The sequence below is a fragment of the Antarcticirhabdus aurantiaca genome (assembly GCF_009765365.1).
GTDB lineage: Bacteria > Pseudomonadota > Alphaproteobacteria > Rhizobiales > Rhizobiaceae > Antarcticirhabdus > Antarcticirhabdus aurantiaca.
The window spans coordinates 239,774-256,797 of sequence record NZ_VTOM01000004.1 but is presented as its reverse complement, the minus strand read 5'-3'; the positions used below and the strand labels follow the sequence as shown (position 1 = coordinate 256,797).

At 68.2% G+C, this 17,024-nt stretch carries 22 protein-coding genes; 18 read left to right on the top strand and 4 right to left on the bottom strand.

Translation table 11 applies throughout. From position 1 onward, the window contains the following. The first annotated feature begins 47 nt into the window (after positions 1-47). The 11 genes from FZN60_RS06720 (at position 48) to FZN60_RS06670 (ending at position 11,754) form a co-directional block, all read left to right on the top strand. Positions 48-1,712, top strand: a complete 1,665-nt coding sequence (locus tag FZN60_RS06720) for an ABC transporter substrate-binding protein (protein WP_158872381.1) — start codon at positions 48-50, stop codon at positions 1,710-1,712. A 68-nt stretch (positions 1,713-1,780) separates the two neighbouring features. Continuing rightward, a complete protein-coding gene (locus FZN60_RS06715; RefSeq protein ID WP_246726622.1) occupies positions 1,781-2,845 on the top strand; it encodes an ABC transporter permease in 1,065 nt (354 codons plus the stop codon). Further along, entirely contained in the window at positions 2,845-3,819 is a 975-nt protein-coding gene (locus tag FZN60_RS06710; protein WP_158872379.1) for an ABC transporter permease, read from the top strand. Before FZN60_RS06715 ends, FZN60_RS06710 begins: the two co-directional genes overlap by 1 nt. Continuing rightward, positions 3,809-4,816, top strand: coding sequence for an ABC transporter ATP-binding protein (locus FZN60_RS06705; protein ID WP_158872377.1), 1,008 nt, complete (start codon positions 3,809-3,811; stop codon positions 4,814-4,816). Before FZN60_RS06710 ends, FZN60_RS06705 begins: the two co-directional genes overlap by 11 nt. Before the next feature lie 5 nt (positions 4,817-4,821). Next, positions 4,822-5,838, top strand: a complete 1,017-nt coding sequence (locus tag FZN60_RS06700) for an ABC transporter ATP-binding protein (protein ID WP_158872540.1) — start codon at positions 4,822-4,824, stop codon at positions 5,836-5,838. A gap of 208 nt (positions 5,839-6,046) precedes the next feature. Further along, a complete protein-coding gene (locus FZN60_RS06695; protein WP_158872375.1) occupies positions 6,047-6,316 on the top strand; it encodes a hypothetical protein in 270 nt (89 codons plus the stop codon). A 34-nt stretch (positions 6,317-6,350) separates the two neighbouring features. Continuing rightward, positions 6,351-7,091 (top strand): DUF72 domain-containing protein, encoded by a 741-nt coding sequence (locus tag FZN60_RS06690; RefSeq protein WP_158872373.1) that lies wholly within the window; start codon positions 6,351-6,353, stop codon positions 7,089-7,091. 226 nt (positions 7,092-7,317) lie between these two features. Next, positions 7,318-7,665, top strand: coding sequence for a HigA family addiction module antitoxin (locus FZN60_RS06685; RefSeq protein ID WP_158872370.1), 348 nt, complete (start codon positions 7,318-7,320; stop codon positions 7,663-7,665). A 16-nt stretch (positions 7,666-7,681) separates the two neighbouring features. Further along, positions 7,682-9,166, top strand: a complete 1,485-nt coding sequence (locus FZN60_RS06680) for an ATPase domain-containing protein (protein WP_158872368.1) — start codon at positions 7,682-7,684, stop codon at positions 9,164-9,166. Between the two features lies 1 nt (position 9,167). Beyond that, the gene (locus FZN60_RS06675; RefSeq protein WP_246726621.1) at positions 9,168-11,207 is read left to right on the top strand and encodes a PAS domain-containing hybrid sensor histidine kinase/response regulator family protein; all 2,040 of its coding nucleotides are present in this window, start codon (positions 9,168-9,170) and stop codon (positions 11,205-11,207) included. A gap of 181 nt (positions 11,208-11,388) precedes the next feature. Next, a complete protein-coding gene (locus FZN60_RS06670) occupies positions 11,389-11,754 on the top strand; it encodes a response regulator (RefSeq protein ID WP_255475894.1) in 366 nt (121 codons plus the stop codon). A 330-nt stretch (positions 11,755-12,084) separates the two neighbouring features. Here FZN60_RS06670 and FZN60_RS28590 read toward each other — a convergent pair whose 3' ends face one another. Together FZN60_RS28590 and FZN60_RS06660 are read right to left on the bottom strand one after the other, a co-directional pair. After that, positions 12,085-12,543, bottom strand: coding sequence for a hypothetical protein (locus FZN60_RS28590; protein WP_199266501.1), 459 nt, complete (start codon positions 12,541-12,543; stop codon positions 12,085-12,087). Next, entirely contained in the window at positions 12,540-12,731 is a 192-nt protein-coding gene (locus FZN60_RS06660; RefSeq protein WP_158872364.1) for a ribosome modulation factor, read from the bottom strand. Before FZN60_RS06660 ends, FZN60_RS28590 begins: the two co-directional genes overlap by 4 nt. A gap of 496 nt (positions 12,732-13,227) precedes the next feature. Here FZN60_RS06660 and FZN60_RS06655 point away from each other — a divergent pair, with 496 nt between their 5' ends. The 7 genes from FZN60_RS06655 (at position 13,228) to FZN60_RS06625 (ending at position 16,107) form a co-directional block, all read left to right on the top strand. Beyond that, positions 13,228-13,440, top strand: coding sequence for a cold-shock protein (locus FZN60_RS06655; protein ID WP_158872362.1), 213 nt, complete (start codon positions 13,228-13,230; stop codon positions 13,438-13,440). Between the two features lie 398 nt (positions 13,441-13,838). Continuing rightward, the gene (locus tag FZN60_RS06650; RefSeq protein ID WP_158872360.1) at positions 13,839-14,036 is read left to right on the top strand and encodes a hypothetical protein; all 198 of its coding nucleotides are present in this window, start codon (positions 13,839-13,841) and stop codon (positions 14,034-14,036) included. Then, positions 14,033-14,308 (top strand): hypothetical protein, encoded by a 276-nt coding sequence (locus FZN60_RS06645; protein WP_158872358.1) that lies wholly within the window; start codon positions 14,033-14,035, stop codon positions 14,306-14,308. The genes FZN60_RS06650 and FZN60_RS06645 overlap by 4 nt, the downstream gene beginning before the upstream one ends. Further along, the gene (locus FZN60_RS06640; protein ID WP_158872356.1) at positions 14,305-14,469 is read left to right on the top strand and encodes a hypothetical protein; all 165 of its coding nucleotides are present in this window, start codon (positions 14,305-14,307) and stop codon (positions 14,467-14,469) included. Before FZN60_RS06645 ends, FZN60_RS06640 begins: the two co-directional genes overlap by 4 nt. Further along, complete coding sequence (locus FZN60_RS06635) at positions 14,459-14,668, top strand: hypothetical protein (protein ID WP_158872354.1); 210 nt, start codon at positions 14,459-14,461, stop codon at positions 14,666-14,668. The genes FZN60_RS06640 and FZN60_RS06635 overlap by 11 nt, the downstream gene beginning before the upstream one ends. Before the next feature lie 78 nt (positions 14,669-14,746). Beyond that, complete coding sequence (locus tag FZN60_RS06630) at positions 14,747-15,592, top strand: transglutaminase-like domain-containing protein (protein WP_158872352.1); 846 nt, start codon at positions 14,747-14,749, stop codon at positions 15,590-15,592. 92 nt (positions 15,593-15,684) lie between these two features. Further along, positions 15,685-16,107, top strand: a complete 423-nt coding sequence (locus FZN60_RS06625) for a TIGR02300 family protein (RefSeq protein ID WP_158872350.1) — start codon at positions 15,685-15,687, stop codon at positions 16,105-16,107. Between the two features lie 127 nt (positions 16,108-16,234). Here the strand turns inward: FZN60_RS06625 and FZN60_RS06620 are convergent, their stop codons facing one another. Next, positions 16,235-16,495: a hypothetical protein gene (locus tag FZN60_RS06620; protein ID WP_158872348.1), complete on the bottom strand. Its 261-nt coding sequence runs from the start codon at positions 16,493-16,495 to the stop codon at positions 16,235-16,237. Between the two features lie 54 nt (positions 16,496-16,549). Beyond that, positions 16,550-16,747, bottom strand: a complete 198-nt coding sequence (locus FZN60_RS06615; protein ID WP_158872346.1) for an Rmf/CrpP family protein — start codon at positions 16,745-16,747, stop codon at positions 16,550-16,552. Positions 16,748-17,024: the final 277 nt, after the last annotated feature.

The window sequence follows — 17,024 nt, the reverse complement described above, 5'->3', positions numbered from 1 at the left end:
GCCGCGCTCCGCCGCCAGGACGTCCGCGCCACCAGGAGACACGCCCGATGCACCGGCTGAGACTTCGAGCCCTTGCCGCCGCCCTGGCGGGCGGTGCCGTCCTCTTCGGCGTGGCCATCGCGCCCGCGAGCGCGCAGGAGAAGGGCGGCTCGCTGCGCCTGCTCGCCCGCGCGGCCTCCGGCACGATCGACCCGCACATCAACTACACGCTGCAGCAGTGGCAGGTCTTCTACATCGCCTATGACGGCCTCGTGACCTTCCGGAAGGTCGGCGACGAGACGGGCTTCGAGGTCGTGGCGGATCTCGCCGAGGCGCTGCCCGAGGCGACGAACGAGGGCAAGACCTACACCTTCAAGCTCCGTCCGGGCATCAAGTTCTCGAACGGGCAGGACCTGACGACGGACGACGTCGTCGCCTCGCTCCAGCGCATCTTCAAGGTCTCCGGCCCGACCGCGGGCACCTTCTACAACGGCATCGTCGGCGCCGACAAATGCCTCTCGGCGCCCGCCGACTGCACGCTGGAGGGCGGCGTCGTCGCCGACAAGGCGGCGGGCACGGTCACGATCAACCTGACCGCCCCGGACGGCGAGTTCCTCCAGAAGCTCGCCGTGCCCCACGCCTACATCCTGCCGGCCGCGACGCCGGCCAGCGACCAGGGCACGACCCCGATCCCCGGCACCGGCGCCTATGCCGTCCAGTCCTACGACCCCAACGCCTCGCTGAAGCTCGTGCGCAACCCTCAGTTCAAGGAATGGAGCGCCGATGCCCAGCCCGAGGGCTTCGTCGACGACATCTCGTACGATTTCGGCCTGACCGAGGAGGCGGCCGTCACCGCCATCCAGAACGGCGACGCCGACTGGATGTTCGACCCGCCCCCGCCCGACCGCCTCGCCGAGATCGGCACGCAGTACGAGAGCCAGGTGTCGCTGCACCCGCTCTCGGCCATGTGGTACGCGCCGATGAACACGAACCTTGCGCCCTTCGACAATCCGAAGGTGCGCCAAGCCGTGAACTTCGCCATCGACCGCGACGCCATCGTCAAGCTCTTCGGCGGCGCCAACCTCGCCCAGCCGGCCTGCCAGATCCTGCCGCCGGGCTTTCCCGGCTATGAGCCCTACTGCCCCTACACGGCCAATCCCGGCACGACCTGGAGCGCGCCGGACATGGAGAAGGCGAAGGCCCTCGTCGCCGAATCCGGGACGGCGGGCCAGGAGGTGAAGATCATCGCCGAGGACACGGTGGTGTCGCGCGCCATCGGCGTCTACCTCCAGGACGTCCTGACCGAGCTCGGCTACAAGGCGAGCGTCCAGCCGATCTCGCAGAACCTCCAGTTCACCTACATCCAGAACACCAACAACAAGGTGCAGATCTCGATCTCGCAGTGGTTCCAGGACTATCCCTCGCCCTCGAACTTCCTGAACGTCCTGTTCTCCTGCGGCTCCTTCCACCCGGGCTCGGACGCCTCGGTCAACATCGCCGGCTTCTGCGACGAGGCCGTCGAGGCCAAGATGAAGGAGGCTTTCGCCGCCGCCGTGACGGATCCGGCCTCGGCCCTGCCGATCTGGACGGAGGTCGACAGACAAGTCACGGACGCGGCGCCCGCCGCCGTGCTCTTCACCCCGAAGCGCGTCGACTTCGTCTCCTCGCGGGTCCAGAACTTCACCTTCAGCCCGCAATTCTACGCGATCTTCTCCAAGCTCGCGGTCCAGTAAGCTTTTGGCAGCGAGCGCGGGCGGTCTTCGTCCCCGCGCTTGCCGCCGCCACAGGAACACGGCGCCTCGTGACCGACCGCATCCTCGACCCGTCCGCTCTGCCCGCCGCCGCTCCGCTGCCGGACCCCGCTCTTGGGGGTGCGAAGGAGGCGTCGTTTGGTCCCTGGGCGACGGCCTGGCGGCGGCTGAGGCGCGACCGGGGCGCCATGGTGGCGCTCGCCATTCTCTGCCTCGTCGCGCTCGCCTGCGCCGCGGCGCCCCTCTACGCCTCGGCCGTTTCCGGCACCAACCCCTTCGCCACCAACCTCAACGGCGAGGTGACGATCGACGGCACGGCGCAGCCCGTGCTCGCGCCCTCGACCACCGGCCTCGGCCTCGGCGTCACGCCGATCGGCCCGACCTGGGCGCTCGGCCCCTACATGCTCGGCGCCGACAACCAGGGCCGGGACGTGGCCGCGCGCATGCTCTATGGCGGGCGCAATTCGCTGCTCATCGCCGGCGCGGCGACGGTGCTGACGCTCGTCTTCGCGGTCGCGATCGGCCTTCTCTGCGGCTTCTTCGGCGGCATCGTCGACGGGGTGCTCAACCGCGTCCTCGACGTCCTCTGGGCCTTCCCGATCTATCTTCTCGCGATCTCGCTCTCGATCGTCCTCATCGCGGAAGGCCTGACGATCGGCCCGATCGACATCCGCGCCGGCAGCCTCTGGCTGCCCATCGCCATCATCGGCGTGGTCTACGTTCCCTACGTCGCCCGGCCGATCCGCGGACAGACGCTGAGCCTCATGCGCTCGGAGTTCATCGCCGCCGCCATCGCGCTGGGCGTCCCGCCCTGGCGCATCTTCGTCAAGGACCTCCTGCCCAACATCATGCCGCGGGTCATCGTCCTCGTGCCGATCCTTCTCGCGCTGAACATGATCACGGAGTCCTCGCTCTCCTTCCTGTCGATCGGCGTCCAGCCGCCGGACGCCTCCTGGGGCACGATCATCCAGGACGGGCAGGGGCTCCTTTATTCGCGGCCCATCGTGGCGCTGGCGCCGGGCCTCGCCGTGGCGCTGACCGTCCTCTGCCTCAACATCCTCGGCGACGGCGTGCGCGATGCCTTCGATCCCCGCGCCAAGGTCAGGATCGCCTGATGCTCGTCGCGATCCTGTCCCGCCTCGGCCGGCTCGTCTTCGTGATGTTCGGCATCAGCGTCGTCGTCTTCCTGATCTTCTTCGCGACCCCCGGCAGCGACCCCGCCGCGCGCATCGCCGGCCGCAACGCCTCGCCCGAGACGCTCGCCCAGGTGCGCCAGAGCTTCGGCCTCGACCAGCCGCTGCCGGTCCAATACGCGGTCATGATGAAGCGCCTCTTCGTGACCCAGGACCTCACCTCCTTCGTGAACCGGGGTCAGAAGGTCGTGCCGGCGGTGATCAAGGCGATCCCCGTCACGCTCTCCCTCGTTCTCGGCGCCGCGGTGCTCTGGGTGATCGGCGGGCTGATCGTCGGCGTCGCGGCGGCCGCGACGCGCGGCGGCTGGACCGATCGCGGGCTGATGGCGCTCAGCCTCGTCGGCGTCTCGATGCCGGTCTTCTGGGTGGGCGAGGTGATGAACCTCCTCAGCCAGAGCCGGCTGCACCACACCTTTCTGTTCTCCTGGGTCCCGCCGCTCGGCTACAAGCCGCTCCTCACCGACCCCGCCGGCTGGTTCAAGGCGCTCGTCATTCCCTGGGTGACGCTCGCGATCCTCTATATCGGGCTCTACGGCCGGATCCTGCGCGCCGACCTCATCGAGACCATGCAGGAGGACTTCGTGCGCACCGCCCGCGCCAAGGGCCTGCCCGAGAGCCGCATCCTCCTGCGCCACGGGGTCCGCTCCTCGCTGATCGCCTTCGTCACCATGTTCGGCCTCGACTTCGGGGCTCTCATCGGAGGCGGGGCGCTCCTCACCGAGGTGGTCTTCGGCCTGCGCGGCGTCGGCAAGCTGACCTACGACGCGCTCCAGACGCTCGACCTGCCGGTGATCCTGACGACCGTGCTCTACGCCTCCTTCTTCGTCGTCGCGGCCAACGCGCTCGTCGACGCGCTCTATGCCGTGATCGATCCGAGGGTGCGCCGTGCCGGCTGAGCCGCTTCTCCAGATCCGCGACCTGTCCGTCGCCTTCCGCACCGAGCGCGGGCTGGTCCAGGCCGTCGAGGGCGTTTCCCTCGAGGTCGAAGCCGGCCGGGTCCTCGGCCTCGTCGGCGAATCCGGCTCGGGCAAGACGCAGACGCTGCTCTCCATCCTCGGCCTGATCCTCGATCCGAACGCGGTTCTCTCCGGCTCGGTGCGGCTCGACGGGGAGGAACTCGTCGGCATGCCGAACCGGCGCCTGCGCCGCATCCGCGGCGCCAAGGCGGCGATGATCTTCCAGGACCCGATGACGGCGCTCACCCCCGTCCACACGGTGGGCTGGCAGATCGTCGAGCAGATCCGCGCCCATTCCTCGCTTTCAAACCGCGCGGCCCGCGACAAGGCCGTGGCGCTTTTGGCCGAATGCGGCATTCCCGATCCGGCCCGCGTCGTCGAGCGCTATCCCCACGAATTGTCCGGCGGCATGCGACAGCGCGTCGTGATCGCCATGGCCGTGTCCTGCGAGCCCAAGCTCATCGTCGCCGACGAGCCGACGACGGCGCTCGACGTGACGGTTCAGGCGCAGATCCTGGCGCTTCTCGACCGGCTGCGCCGCGACCACGGCACGGGAATCGTCTTCGTCACCCACGATCTCGGCGTGGTCTCCGAGATCGCCGACACGGTCGCGGTCATGTATGCCGGCCGGATCGTCGAGAGCGGGCCGGTGCAGGCGCTGTTCGCGGCGCCCCGCCACCCCTACACCCACGGCCTGTTCAACTCGATCCCGCCCCTGCGCGGCCCCCGGCCGGCGCGGCTCACCGGCATTCCCGGCCTGCCGCCCTCGCGCGGCGCCCCGGAAACGGGCTGCGCCTTCGCGCCCCGCTGCGCCTACGCCTTCGCCCCGTGCGCGGCGCGCCCGCCGCTCGCTCCCGAGGGCGCGCAGCGCGTCGCCTGCTTCCTGCCGGGCGAGACCAAGCAGGGCTTCCGCCGCGCCGGGGATCTCGCCGCGTGACCGCGATGCCCGCCCTCGGCCCCCTCGCTCCCGCCGCTGTCGCTGCCGAACCGCGCCCGCTGGTGCGCGCGAGCGGCCTCACCAAGCGCTTCGTGACCGGCGGCTCCTGGTTCCCGTCCCGGCGCCGCGTGCTGACGGCGGTCGACGACGTGTCCTTCGCCGTCATGCCCGGCGAAACGCTCGGGCTCGTCGGCGAGTCCGGCTGCGGCAAGTCCACCCTCGGGCGCTGCCTGACGCGGCTCCACGACCTGTCCGGCGGCCGGCTGGAGTTCGACGGCCGGGACATCGGCGCGCTGCCCATGCGCCAAATGCGCCCGCTGCGCGCCGAGCTGCAGATGGTCTTCCAGGACCCCTACGCTTCGCTGAACCCGCGCCGGCGGATCGGCGACCTTCTGGCCGAGCCCTTGCGCGTCCACCGTCTCGCCGCCTCGTCCGAGATCGAAGGCCGCGTCGCCGAGCTTCTGGCCAGCGTCGAGCTGCCGGCGGACTTTTCCCGGCGCTATCCCCACGAGCTCTCCGGCGGCCAGCGTCAGCGCATCGGCATCGCGCGCGCCCTCGCGCTGCGGCCGAAGCTCATCGTCGCGGACGAGCCGGTCTCCGCGCTCGACGTCTCGGTCCAGGCGCAGATCGTCAACCTCTTCTGCGATCTGCGCGACCGCTTCAACCTTACCTACGTCTTCATCGCCCACGACCTCGCGGTGGTGCGGCAGATCTCGACGCGGGTGGCGGTCATGTATCTCGGCGCGATCGTCGAGATCGGCGATGTCGACGCCATCTTCGAGGCGCCGCGCCATCCCTATACGGCGGCGCTCCTCGACGCGATCCCGGAGCCGCACCTCGGCATCCGCAAGGCGCGCGGCGCCCGCCTGCCCGCCAAGGAGCCGCCGAGCCCGACGAAGATCTCCGCCGGCTGCCGCTTCGAGCCGCGCTGCCCGCGCGCGCGGGATCGCTGCCGCACCGAGCGCCCGCGCCTGGAGGCCAAGGACGGCGGCACCCTCGCCGCCTGCCACTTCCCGCTGTGAGGTCGTCCGCCGCCGAGGCCGGCGATCGTGTTCCCGAAACTCCAGGAAAAGGCCGGTCCTGACCCGGTGGGCCGGGTCGCTCCCGTCACCTTTCACTTCGTCGAGAAATGGTTTCGTGAGATGGTTTAAGCGGGTCGATCGATGAAACATCCGGGCCGCGCCAGGAGTTCTCGCATCCGCCCGGAACGACCATGCATGAGGTGCCTCGATGACCGTCTTTTCTGCATGTATCGCCCAATGCGGCCTCGGCATCGACGAAGCCGCCCGCATCCTGGGCCAGAGCCGGGAGGAGGTGGAGGAGAAGGCATCGGGCGTTCGCGACATGGTTCAGGCCGACGCGGCGGAACTGGGGCGCCTTTACCGCCTCATCCATCTCGGGCACGTGGCGGGGCTTCCGCAAGGCGTCCGCGACGCGGCAGCCGCCTTGCGCCTGCTGCGCGGCGCGGAGATCATAACGCCCGCTGAGACGGAGGAATGAGGCGGCAGCCTTGCAGGTCGCTGGCTCGTCACCGATGCCCTTGATCGTCGGCGTCGCAGGCTGGTCGATCCCGGCGTCCTCCAAGGAGGATTTCCCAAGCGCGGGAAGCCATCTCGAGCGCTACGGCGCTCGCCTCCCGGCCGTCGAGATCAACAGCAGCTTCTATCGACCGCATCGCCGCTCGACCTACGAGCGGTGGGCGGCCAGCGTGCCGGATCACTTCAGGTTCGCGGTCAAGCTTCCCGGCGCCATCACCCACGAGCGCCGCTTCAAGGACTGCGAACCGCTCCTGCAGGCCTTCGCGGACGAGACCGCCGGCCTCGGCATGAAGCGCGGCCCGGTTCTCGTGCAGCTGCCTCCGAGCTTCACCTATCCCGGCGGCCTCGCGACCGAGTTCCTGGAGGCGTTCCGGTCGATCGTCGGAGGGCAGGCCGTCCTGGAGCCCCGACATGCGAGCTGGTTCACGCCGGATATCGACCATCTCCTGCAGCGGCACGGCGTGGCGCGGGTCGCGGCCGATCCAGCCCTCTCGGCGGATGCGGCCCAGCCCGGAGGCTGGGCGGGGATCGTCTACTTCCGTCTGCACGGCTCGCCGCGGATCTACGACTCGCCGTATGACCGGCGCCGGATCGAGAGCCACGCGGAGGCCGTCGCGGCGCTCGGCGCAGGTGGAGCGGAGGTGTGGACCATCTACGACAACACCATGCACGGGGCCGCCACCCAGAACGCCCTGGAGCTTCTGCAGATGCTGCGATCTCCGGGTCGCGGGGACTGAGCACCCTCGTCCAGCCGCCGGCTCGAGGGTGTATGGGCAGCAGCGGCCGTCGCCACGGTCCTCTCGGCCGGATCGGCCTTGACGGAGAGGAAGATCGGGCGAGCGCCCCCCGGAAAATCGATGGAGCCGACACGTCGTCCGGGACGTGTCCGCGAGCCGGAGCGCGGCCGAGGCTGCGGGCTCCCGCTCGCATTGCCAGCTGTCGCGCCAAACGTTACAGGAAGCGATGAACACTGTGGAACCAAGGGAGTGGGTCGGCCGGGCGGCGCATCCGGGAACCCTGCTGCGCCGTCACGTCCTGCCGGTTCTGAGCCTCTCGGTGACCCAGGCCTCGCGCGACCTCGGCGTCACCCGCCAGACCCTCCACCGGATCCTGAGCGGGCAGGCGGGTATCTCGCCGGACATGGCCCTGCGCCTCCAGCGCTTCTGCGGCGTGCCTGGACGCGTCTGGCTCATGCGCCAGAATGAACATGACCTCGACCGGTTGGACCCGGCCGCGGTCGAGACGACCGATTATCCCATTCATACGCTTCCGCCCGAGATGCTGAAGTTGATCGGAGGCTTTGGTGACTAGCGACGGCTTGCGGCCCATGGCCAGGACGGGCGTTCCCGGTCTCGACGACATTCTGTCGGGAGGCTTGTCGCAGGGCCACGTCTTCCTGCTCGAGGGAAGCCCGGGCACGGGCAAGACCACCATCGCGCTCCGCTTCCTCCTGACCGGCGCCGAGGACGGCGAGACGGGCCTCTACATCACGCTCTCGGAAACCGAGCAGGAGCTTCGGGAAACCGCCGCCTCGCACGGCTGGACGATCGACGACAACGTCGAGGTCTTCGAGCTGATCCCGCCCGACGCCCTGCTCGATACTGATCGCGAGCAGAGCCTCCTCTACTCGTCCGACCTGGAGCTGGGCGAAGCCACGAGGGCGATCTTCCAGGCCTTCGAGCGAGTCAAGCCCGCCCGCGTCGTTCTCGACAGCCTGTCGGAGATCCGTCTCCTCGCCCAAAGCTCCCTGCGCTACCGCCGCCAGATCCTGTCCATCAAGCACTACTTCGCCCGCCAGGGCGCGACCGTGCTCCTTCTCGACGATCTCACGTCGGAGTCGATGGACAAGACGGTGCACAGCGTCGCGCACGGAGTGGTCAAGCTGGAGGAGCTCGCGCCCGACTACGGTGCCGAGCGCCGGCGCCTGCGCGTCATGAAGTACCGCGGCCAGCGCTTCCGGGGCGGCTATCACGACTTCGCCATCCGGCGCGGCGGCGTCGCCGTGTTTCCGCGCCTGGTGTCGGCCGAGCACAGGACGCACTTCGATCGCACCCAGAACACGAGCGACATCCCGGAACTCGATGCTCTTCTGGGCGGCGGCATCGAGCAGGGCTCGAGCACGCTGGTTCTCGGTCCGGCGGGGACGGGGAAGAGCACCTTCAGCTTCCAGTTCGTCGCCGCCGCGATCGCGCGCGGCGAGCGGGCGGCCATTTTCGTGTTCGACGAGGAGCTGGGACTGCTTCTCGACCGCACGCGAGCTCTCGGCTTCGACTTCGAAGCCATGCGAGCCGCCGGCCTCCTGCACATCGAGCAGGTCGACGCCGCCGAACTCTCGCCGGGGGAGTTCGCCCAGCGCGTTCGCGATTACGTCGACAAGGCGCAGGCGAAGACCGTCGTGATCGACAGCCTCAACGGCTATCAGGCTTCCATGCCGCAGGAGAACGCGCTCGTCCTCCACATCCACGAGCTCCTGCAGTACCTGAACCGGCAGGGTGCGACGACCTTCCTGACGCTGGCCCAGCACGGCCTCGTCGGCGACATGAAGACGCCCGTCGACGTGACCTATCTCGCCGACACGGTGATCCTCCTGCGCTATTTCGAGGCGCTGGGGACGGTCCGGCGCGCGGTGTCGGTGATCAAGAAACGGTCCGGGCGACACGAGGACACCATCCGGGAATATCGCATCAACGAGGGCGGGCTCAGCCTCGGAGCGCCGATCACGGGCTTCCAGGGCGTCCTGCGCGGCGTGCCGACGCTCGTCGAGACCGCGCCCGTGACCTCCGCGCTCATCGCGCCCGAGGCCGACATCTAAGGTGAGCGAGCCGCACGTCCTGATCCTCGCTCCCAAAGGGCGTGATGCCGAACTCGCGGCGGCCATCCTGCGGGAGGCCGGGCTCGAAGCCGACATTTGCGGCGATCTGCCCGGTCTCGAGAACCGCATCGACGACAGCGCGTGCTTCGCCATCGTCACCGAGGAGACCCTGCGCTCGGCCGACCTGCGCGGTCTGACGGCGCGATTGACGGCGCAGCCCGCCTGGTCCGACTTCCAGTTCATCGTCCTCACCCAGCGCGGCGGCGGGCCGGAGCGCAATCCCAGCGCCGCCCGGTTGGCGGAGGTGCTGCGCAACGTTTCGTTTCTCGAACGCCCCTTTCATCCGACGTCCTTTATCAGCCTGGCCAGGACCGCCGCGCGCGGGCGCCAGCGCCAGCTCGAAGCGCGCACGCGCATGGAGGAGCTGCACGAAGGCGAGCAGCGGCTGCGAACCGCGCTTCTTGCCGGACGGCTCGGTTCCTGGGAACTCGATCTCACGACCTGGGAGCTGACGGCCTCGGCCACCTGCAAGGCCATCTTCGGCTACGCGCCGGAGGAGACCTTCGGCTATTCCGAGCTCCTGGGCAGCATCCATCCCGACGACGAGGCGCGAATGCGATCGGCCGTGGGCGACAGCGTCGAGACGGGCGCCGACTACACCATCGAGTACCGGACCCTTTGGCGCGACGGCTCGACCCACTGGGCGGCGATCAACGGCCGGGTCGTCCACGACCGCGACGGACGCAAGGTCAGGCTCGTCGGCGTGTCGGCCGACATCACCGAGCGCCGGACGGCGGAAGAGAGCCTGCGTCGCTTGAACGAGACGCTGGAAGCGCGGGTCGCTGCGCGCACGGCCGAGCTCGAGGCGGCGCACCGGGTCGTCATGTCGGAGGTCGATCAGCGCGAGCGCACGGAAACGCTGCTTCGCCAGAGCCAGAAGATGGAGGCGATCGGGCAGCTGACGGGCGGGGTCGCGCACGACTTCAACAACCTCCTGATGGCCGTTCTCGGCAACCTCGACCTCCTGCGCAAGCATCTGGGCGACGACCCGCGCGCGGCGCGCCTGATCGACGGCGCCTTGAAGGGTGCGCAGCGCGGCGCTGCGCTGACCCAGCGCCTCCTTGCCTTCGCGCGGCGCCAGGAGCTCGTGGTCGAGCCGCGGAACCTGTCCGAGCTTCTCGGCGGCATGACCGACCTTCTCGAACGTTCGCTCGGGAGCTCCGTCGAATTCCGGCTCGACCTTCCCGCCACGGCACCGATCGCGATGGTCGACGCGAACCAGCTGGAGCTCGCGGTCCTCAACCTCGCCGTCAACGCCCGCGACGCCATGCCGAACGGCGGCGAGCTGGTGATCGAGGTCGAGCCCGCTCCCGCCGACGGCGATCTGGTGCCCGGCGACTACGTGCGGCTCACCGTGTCCGACACGGGCCAGGGCATGGACGCGGACACGCTGAAGAAGGCGACGGAGCCCTTCTTCTCCACCAAGGGGGTGGGCAAGGGCACCGGGCTCGGGCTGTCCATGATCCACGGCCTCGCCGTCCAGCTCCACGGTGCCCTGCGCTTGTCGAGCGAGCCGGGACAGGGCACGCGCGCCGAGCTCTGGCTGCCGGCCGCCGAGGCGGCGGCCGTGTCGGACGCGGTCGTCCCGGCGCCGCCGCCGGCGGCGCCGAAGGAGCCGGCCGATCCGATCCGGGCGCGCATCCTGGCGGTGGACGACGACATGCTGATCGCGATGAGCACGCTCGACATGCTGGAGGATCTCGGCCACGAGGTCGTCGAGGCGAACTCCGGCCCGCAGGCTCTCGAGATCCTGCGCAGCGACGGCCCCTTCGACCTGATGATCACCGACTTCTCCATGCCCCGCATGAACGGCGCGGAATTGGCCGAGGCGGCGCTCGCCCTGTGCCCCGGCATGCCGATCCTCCTGGCGACCGGCTATGCCGAGCTTCCGTCGGGTGCGCGCCTGGAACTGCCGAGGCTCGGCAAGCCCTATAGCCAGGACCAGCTGGCCGCCGAGATCCGGAAACTGCTGGCTCGCTGAAGCGCGTCTTGCGAATCCGCGATCACGAAACGCGCCTTCGGGGGCACGACTGTCGGGCCGTTCGGATCCAGGGTGACGCGTGTTCGTCGCGGCGTTTGTAACGACGCCGGTCGGTCCCACCTATGCCGGGAGGTTCATCCGTCCCGTCGGCTGATCGCTCTTCGTTCGAAGGAGACGACCCATGTCGAAGCGCATCCTGATCGTCGAGGACGACATCTTCACGCGCATGGAGCTGGAGATGATTCTGGAGCAGGCCGGGTACGCGGTGGCGGGATCGGTATCGGGCATCGACGAAGCGTTGGAGCTTGCCGGCCGCGTCGGCGTCGATGCCGCCATCGTCGACCTCGGACTGATCGACGGCGAAAAGGGTCTGACGCTCGCGCGCGTGCTGCGCGAGCGTCACGATGTTCCAAGTCTCTTGATCAGCGGCCGCGTCGAAGCCTCGATCCAGAACGAGATGGCGGCCATCCGGCCTCTCGGCATCGTCGGCAAACCGTTCGACAAGCGCTTCATCCTGACGGCCCTTGGAAGCACGGACCGAAGCTGACGCTTCGCGCCGGCCGGCCCTTCAGGGATTGCGCTCTTCGCTCAGCTTGAGCCGGTCCGCGATCTGGCCATCGGTCCAGCCGCGAACCCATTCCCGGGCTCGGCCCGAGCCCAAAGGGTGTTCGCAAGATGAGGTCGGTTGTTCTTGCTGAAATGCAGCAAGACCGCGGTCGTAGGGTATGTTCGACGCCATGAATAGTCTCCTGATCCTCAATGTAAGTGATTGAAACTCAGGATGGTTCCGAGCCGCTTATGTGCGCATCGGCCACGTGCGACATCGGAAGGGTCGTGGCCGAACGGGGCCATGTCGACGACGGCGTTCGATCGGCGATCAGACAAGCGTTCCGATCAACCGGATCAGTTCGCGCCGTTGAGGATCATCGCCGCCGGAACACAGAAACGGCCCGACCTCCACGCAGCTTTCGGTGCCGCCGGATGCCTCGTTGGCGCGATGTCGAACGAACACCTGCCGGCTTTGATCATCGCGCTCGAGGCTCCACTCGTCTCCGTTGGAGCTGCGGTAGAGATGCCTGACGAAATGGTTCTGATTGGCCGGAGGCCGATCGTCCCGTTCGGCCGGGACCGCGTCCCGGTCCAGCATGGCAAGGATCGCATCCACGGACTGCGACACGCGAACCGATGCCGAGGCTCCTGCCGTGTTGGCGCCCAGCGAATGGATCTCCGTCGTGCCGTCGTGGCCTTCATCCAGCCGCCAGACGTTGATCATGTTGATCGCGATGGACGACCCGGAGGGATGGGCCGTGAGGCGGAGCCACGATCCTGTCGTCATTGCACGCCTCCGAAGCCAGGATCGAAGCGTTGCACGAAGCGCGCGTCGTTCTGCTCGGCATCCCGATAGCCGCCGATCCACATCACGGCCGGGATCGTGTCTCGCCGGTAGGGGCAGTCGATTTCCTCGACATGTCCGCCCCGATAGGCGGCCCTGCCTTCGTCGTACGCCTCGTTGATCGTCCACATAGCGGGCCTCCGTGATCGACGCTCGGCGGCTGGGCTCCGCGTATCGTGGTGGGAGCACCAATCAGCACCAGCCTCGCGGATGTAAGTGGTGCGCAAACGCGTCAGGCAAGGCATCCACGTCGCCGACCACCTGGCATCGGCACTCGTCGGCTCATCCGCGACGGCAGGGATATCGTCGAAGCACGAGATCGCGGGAGATTGTTCCCTGAAGCGCCCGGAGCATGTCAGGCACCAGATGAGATCGTAGTTTTCATGAATGGGCGAGAGGCATTCGCCGCGAAAACAGGCTGACGAATCCGGTCTGGATCCATATCGCCACCAGCAGTCCTTGCAATTTCGATCCGCATCGTCCATATAGACATTATCGAACACGGCCGGATCAGTTGGCCTCTCGTCCTTTCGGGCGTCTGATCATCTTGCTTCATTCCATATTTCGATCGTTAACGGTTCGCAGATCGTGCGAGCCGATGGACTTTTATTCTTAGAGAGGTGTCCCATGTCTCAGGGAACCGTCAAGTGGTTTAGCCACGACAAGGGCTTCGGCTTCATCGAGCAGAGCGACGGCAGCAAGGATGCCTTCGTGCATGTCAGCGCCCTCGAGCGCGCCGGCATCAGCGATCTGCGCGAAGGCCAAAAGATTACGTTCGACCTCGTGTCGGACCGCAAGACCGGCAAGATGTCGGCGGACAATCTCGAACTCGCGAGCTAAGCGAGCTTCGGAGCTCCACTCGAACGATGCCGCATGCGCGCTCAACGCGCCTGACCACGGATGTACTGGCAGGTCGTTGAGCGCTACGCATCGTCGTTCGACGCGATCGGAGAGGCCCTGGCTTCGGAATGGAGGCCGGGGCCTTTTTGCATGCCGCATCGACCTTCAATCAGCGAGGATCACGATCATGGGCAAGGGAAGCCGCGAGACGAGAAAGCCGAAGAAGGTCGTCGAGAAGACGAACGCCTCCAATCCCAGCCTCAAGGGCGGGACGGGAACGACGTCCAAGTCCGGCTCGTCCAAGTAGCCGCACGCGCATCGCAGCATCATCAAGGATCCCGGAGTGGTCCTTCAAAGGACGCAGGTGGAACCCGATGACTGAAGTTTTGAAGCAGCGCATGGCGCGCGCCATCGCGGCGGCGATCTACTCGTCCCAGCACGATGTCGAGAGCGCGTCCGGCCATTCGGTCATGGCGGAGCGGCGCCGAAAGGCCGAGGATGCCGCTGATGCCGCGCTGGCCGTCATCGAACCCGGCGACGACCTCGGACGGGGCATGGCAGCCGCGCTTGTCCGCGAAGGCGAGGTGACCGCATGAGCCGAGAGCCCCTGTTCGACAGCTACTCCGGCGACCATGTCGACGAAGTGCTTCGCCAGATCGAAGATCGCAACATGGGAGAGGCGCGACGGGAGGCCGACAGCGAGTTCCTGCGCGGCGAGCGGTCGGCCATCGCGGAAATCCGCCAGATCCTGGCGGCCGCGACCTATGCGCCTCGCGTGGGGGCGGGGTCCGGACACGCGTCCGACCGCCATGCTCATTCGGAATTCGAGAACGCGCCAGTGTGTCCCGCCGCGCCGAGGATGCCGTGACGGTGGCCGACGACCGGCGCCTGGCCGAGGTTCTCAGGATCATGATTCCCAGCGATCATCTCATTGCCCCCGGCTTTCTCAGCGTCGGGCGCGAGCGCGCGCTCGCGCAGGCGGAAGCCGCCTTTCGCCGCCTCAACGGGGTTGGCCGTCATGACCGATGATCCCGCATGGCCGCCGGTCCTGCATCTGAAGCTGTCGGACGGCACGCTCTGCGAGATCGTCGAGCTGTTCGATCTGGACGGCGACGAAACGGACGATCCGGAGATGGCGTTCTCCGTGGTCGCCCGCCATCCCGACGGGACCTGGCTCGCGCACGCGGTCGAGCCCGTCACCTGGGACGAGGACAGCGCGCTCAACTGACCGGATGGCGGGAGCGCGGCCTCCGCGCCGTCCGCCGGGACGCGGCGCGCTGAAAAACTTGAACAAGGGAGAACGGGATTGCGCATCCGCATCGGCAGCGAACTGACCTTCGAGTTTCCGCAGCCAACGCCCGTGATCGCGCTCCTGGCCGTTCACTTCTCGCGCGCCTCGGACTTGGAGACGCCGGACCTCCTGATGGTCTCGCCCTCGGTTCCCGTCGAAGGATACCGGGACGGCTACGGCAACTGGTGCAGCCGCTTCCTGGCGCCCGCCGGCCTGGTGTCGCTGCGCACGCAGGCGATCATCCGCGACGCCGGCCGGTGGGACAGCGAGGAGGCCGACATGTTTGCCGGCCAGACCATGGTTCACGAGCTTCCGGCGGAAACGCTCCAGTTCCTCCTGGGAAGCCGCTACTGCGAAACGGATCTCCTGTCGGAAACGGCCTGGAAGCTGTTCGGGCATCAGCCGCTCGGCTGGGCGCGCGTCCAGGCCATCGTCGATTTCGTTCACGCCCACCTGACGTTCGGATACGAGCATTCGCGCCCGACGCGAACGGCCTGGGAGGCCTTCAACGAAAGACGGGGCGTTTGCCGCGACTTCGCGCATCTCGCCTTGGCGTTCTGCCGCTGCCTCAACATTCCCGCGCGCTACTGCACGGGCTATGTGAGCGATATCGGGCTGCCGCCGCCCTATGCGCCGCAGGACTTCGCCGCCTGGATCGAGGTCTTCCTCGCAGGGCGCTGGCACATGTTCGACCCGCGCAACAACAGCCCGCGCGTCGGTCGCGTCCTCGTGGCGCGCGGACGCGACGCCGCCGATGTTCCTTTGACGCTGACCTTCGGCCCCGGCGAGCTCAAGCGGTTCGTCGTGACGACGGAGGAAGTCGCGGGAGCCGCGACGCAAGCGGGCGCGAGCTTTGCCTGACCGCCATTCCGCCGACATCCCGCAGCGTGGAGCGAGGCGCTGCGTCACCATTCTTCATCCGCGGCGACGAGCCGCCAACACGGAGCCATCCCATGGCCAGACCTGAACTCGGCACCAAGCGCGTCGATCCGGAAAACGGGCGCAAGTTCTACGATCTCGGCAAGAACCCCATCGTGTCGCCCTATACGGGAACCTCCTACGCCCTGTCCTTCTTCGACCCTCCGGCGAGCGCGCCCTCGCGGCGGGCCGCGCCGCAGTACACCCATCGCGAGGAACAGGCCGTTGAAGCGGTCGAGACCGATGAGGATGACGCCGAGGACGAAGAGATCTCGCTGACCAACATCGAAGACGACGAGAACGACGCGGCGAAGCTGCCGAGCGACGACGTCGACGGTGACGGGGACGACGAGGCGAGCGACGACGACGATGACGGGGACGACGGCCGGATCCTGGCGATCGACGAGGATGACGACGCGGACCTGAGTGACATCGCTCGGCCGCGCGACGAGGAATAACCGCCGCGCCGCACGGCATGCGCTTCGATGCCGGCTTCTCGATCGCCGCGGCAAACGCGGCGGTCGAGGGCGCATCGCACCCGAGCGATGCGTCGCACGGCCGGCCTCGGCGACGATCGCACCGCCGTCAGGGGTCCGCGAAGTCGACATCATCGGGTGAGGCTTCGTACTGGCAGCGCTCGGCGGCCTCCAAAGCGTCGTGCGCGACGCGGCTCCGGGCGTTCTCGGAGTCGGCCCGGATCCGCCGCCACTCCTCGATGGCGTCCTGGCAGCCGGTGGCAAGCTTCTGGGCCTCGTCGACGGGCTCGTCCGGCGCCCGCGACCACCAGAGATAGCCCAGCCCCAGGATGAGCACGGCGGCGACGGCGATCGCGATCAGACGCTTCATGAACAACCCGCCTCCTTCGATCTGACGCTCGTGACCGCGGGCGAGAACGCGCCGTCAGCCATGCCCGTCGGCGAGTGCCGGCTTGCCCAAGCCGACGCGTCCCTGGCTGAATCCGTCCAGCCACGCGCCGCGCAGTTCACGCTGGTCATGCAGGTAGGGACAGTCGCGGGCCGACTGGCGCAGGTCGGATCCCGCCAGCGCCCCTTTCGCGTGCGCCAAGTCCAACGTGTCGGCAGGCTTCGAAGGGGGCATGGACGCGGCTCCGTCTGGCGAAACCGTCGATATGGAGCGCTCATCGACGGGCGTGGTCGTTCAGCCCGCGCGAACTTCATAGGCGCCTACCTCAAGCTCGCGATTTGAGCCGGCCTGACCGGGACGCCGCTCCTCCCTGGTTTTCCCCGGCGTCTGCACCCCGCTCGTCCTGATCCTCGGCATGGGGCCGACGGCGCTTCCGCCCTCGACGATCGGTGCCGCGATGGACCGCCTGTCCCTGAGCGGCATGGCCTCGCCGACAGGCGGCTTTCCCTGA

Excerpts from the sequence above, each read along its gene's own strand:
- FZN60_RS06720 (WP_158872381.1), top strand. The coding sequence starts at position 48 with ATGCACCGGCTGAGACTTCGAGCCCTTGCCGCCGCCCTGGCGGGCGGT.
- FZN60_RS06710 (WP_158872379.1), top strand. The coding sequence starts at position 2,845 with ATGCTCGTCGCGATCCTGTCCCGCCTCGGCCGGCTCGTCTTCGTGATG.
- FZN60_RS06700 (WP_158872540.1), top strand. The coding sequence starts at position 4,822 with ATGCCCGCCCTCGGCCCCCTCGCTCCCGCCGCTGTCGCTGCCGAACCG.
- FZN60_RS06695 (WP_158872375.1), top strand. The coding sequence starts at position 6,047 with ATGACCGTCTTTTCTGCATGTATCGCCCAATGCGGCCTCGGCATCGAC.
- FZN60_RS06690 (WP_158872373.1), top strand. The coding sequence starts at position 6,351 with ATGCCCTTGATCGTCGGCGTCGCAGGCTGGTCGATCCCGGCGTCCTCC.
- FZN60_RS06685 (WP_158872370.1), top strand. The coding sequence starts at position 7,318 with ATGAACACTGTGGAACCAAGGGAGTGGGTCGGCCGGGCGGCGCATCCG.
- FZN60_RS06680 (WP_158872368.1), top strand. The coding sequence starts at position 7,682 with ATGGCCAGGACGGGCGTTCCCGGTCTCGACGACATTCTGTCGGGAGGC.
- FZN60_RS06670 (WP_255475894.1), top strand. The coding sequence starts at position 11,389 with ATGTCGAAGCGCATCCTGATCGTCGAGGACGACATCTTCACGCGCATG.
- FZN60_RS28590 (WP_199266501.1), bottom strand. The coding sequence starts at position 12,543 with ATGACGACAGGATCGTGGCTCCGCCTCACGGCCCATCCCTCCGGGTCG.
- FZN60_RS06660 (WP_158872364.1), bottom strand. The coding sequence starts at position 12,731 with ATGTGGACGATCAACGAGGCGTACGACGAAGGCAGGGCCGCCTATCGG.
- FZN60_RS06655 (WP_158872362.1), top strand. The coding sequence starts at position 13,228 with ATGTCTCAGGGAACCGTCAAGTGGTTTAGCCACGACAAGGGCTTCGGC.
- FZN60_RS06650 (WP_158872360.1), top strand. The coding sequence starts at position 13,839 with ATGGCGCGCGCCATCGCGGCGGCGATCTACTCGTCCCAGCACGATGTC.
- FZN60_RS06645 (WP_158872358.1), top strand. The coding sequence starts at position 14,033 with ATGAGCCGAGAGCCCCTGTTCGACAGCTACTCCGGCGACCATGTCGAC.
- FZN60_RS06635 (WP_158872354.1), top strand. The coding sequence starts at position 14,459 with ATGACCGATGATCCCGCATGGCCGCCGGTCCTGCATCTGAAGCTGTCG.
- FZN60_RS06625 (WP_158872350.1), top strand. The coding sequence starts at position 15,685 with ATGGCCAGACCTGAACTCGGCACCAAGCGCGTCGATCCGGAAAACGGG.
- FZN60_RS06620 (WP_158872348.1), bottom strand. The coding sequence starts at position 16,495 with ATGAAGCGTCTGATCGCGATCGCCGTCGCCGCCGTGCTCATCCTGGGG.
- FZN60_RS06615 (WP_158872346.1), bottom strand. The coding sequence starts at position 16,747 with ATGCCCCCTTCGAAGCCTGCCGACACGTTGGACTTGGCGCACGCGAAA.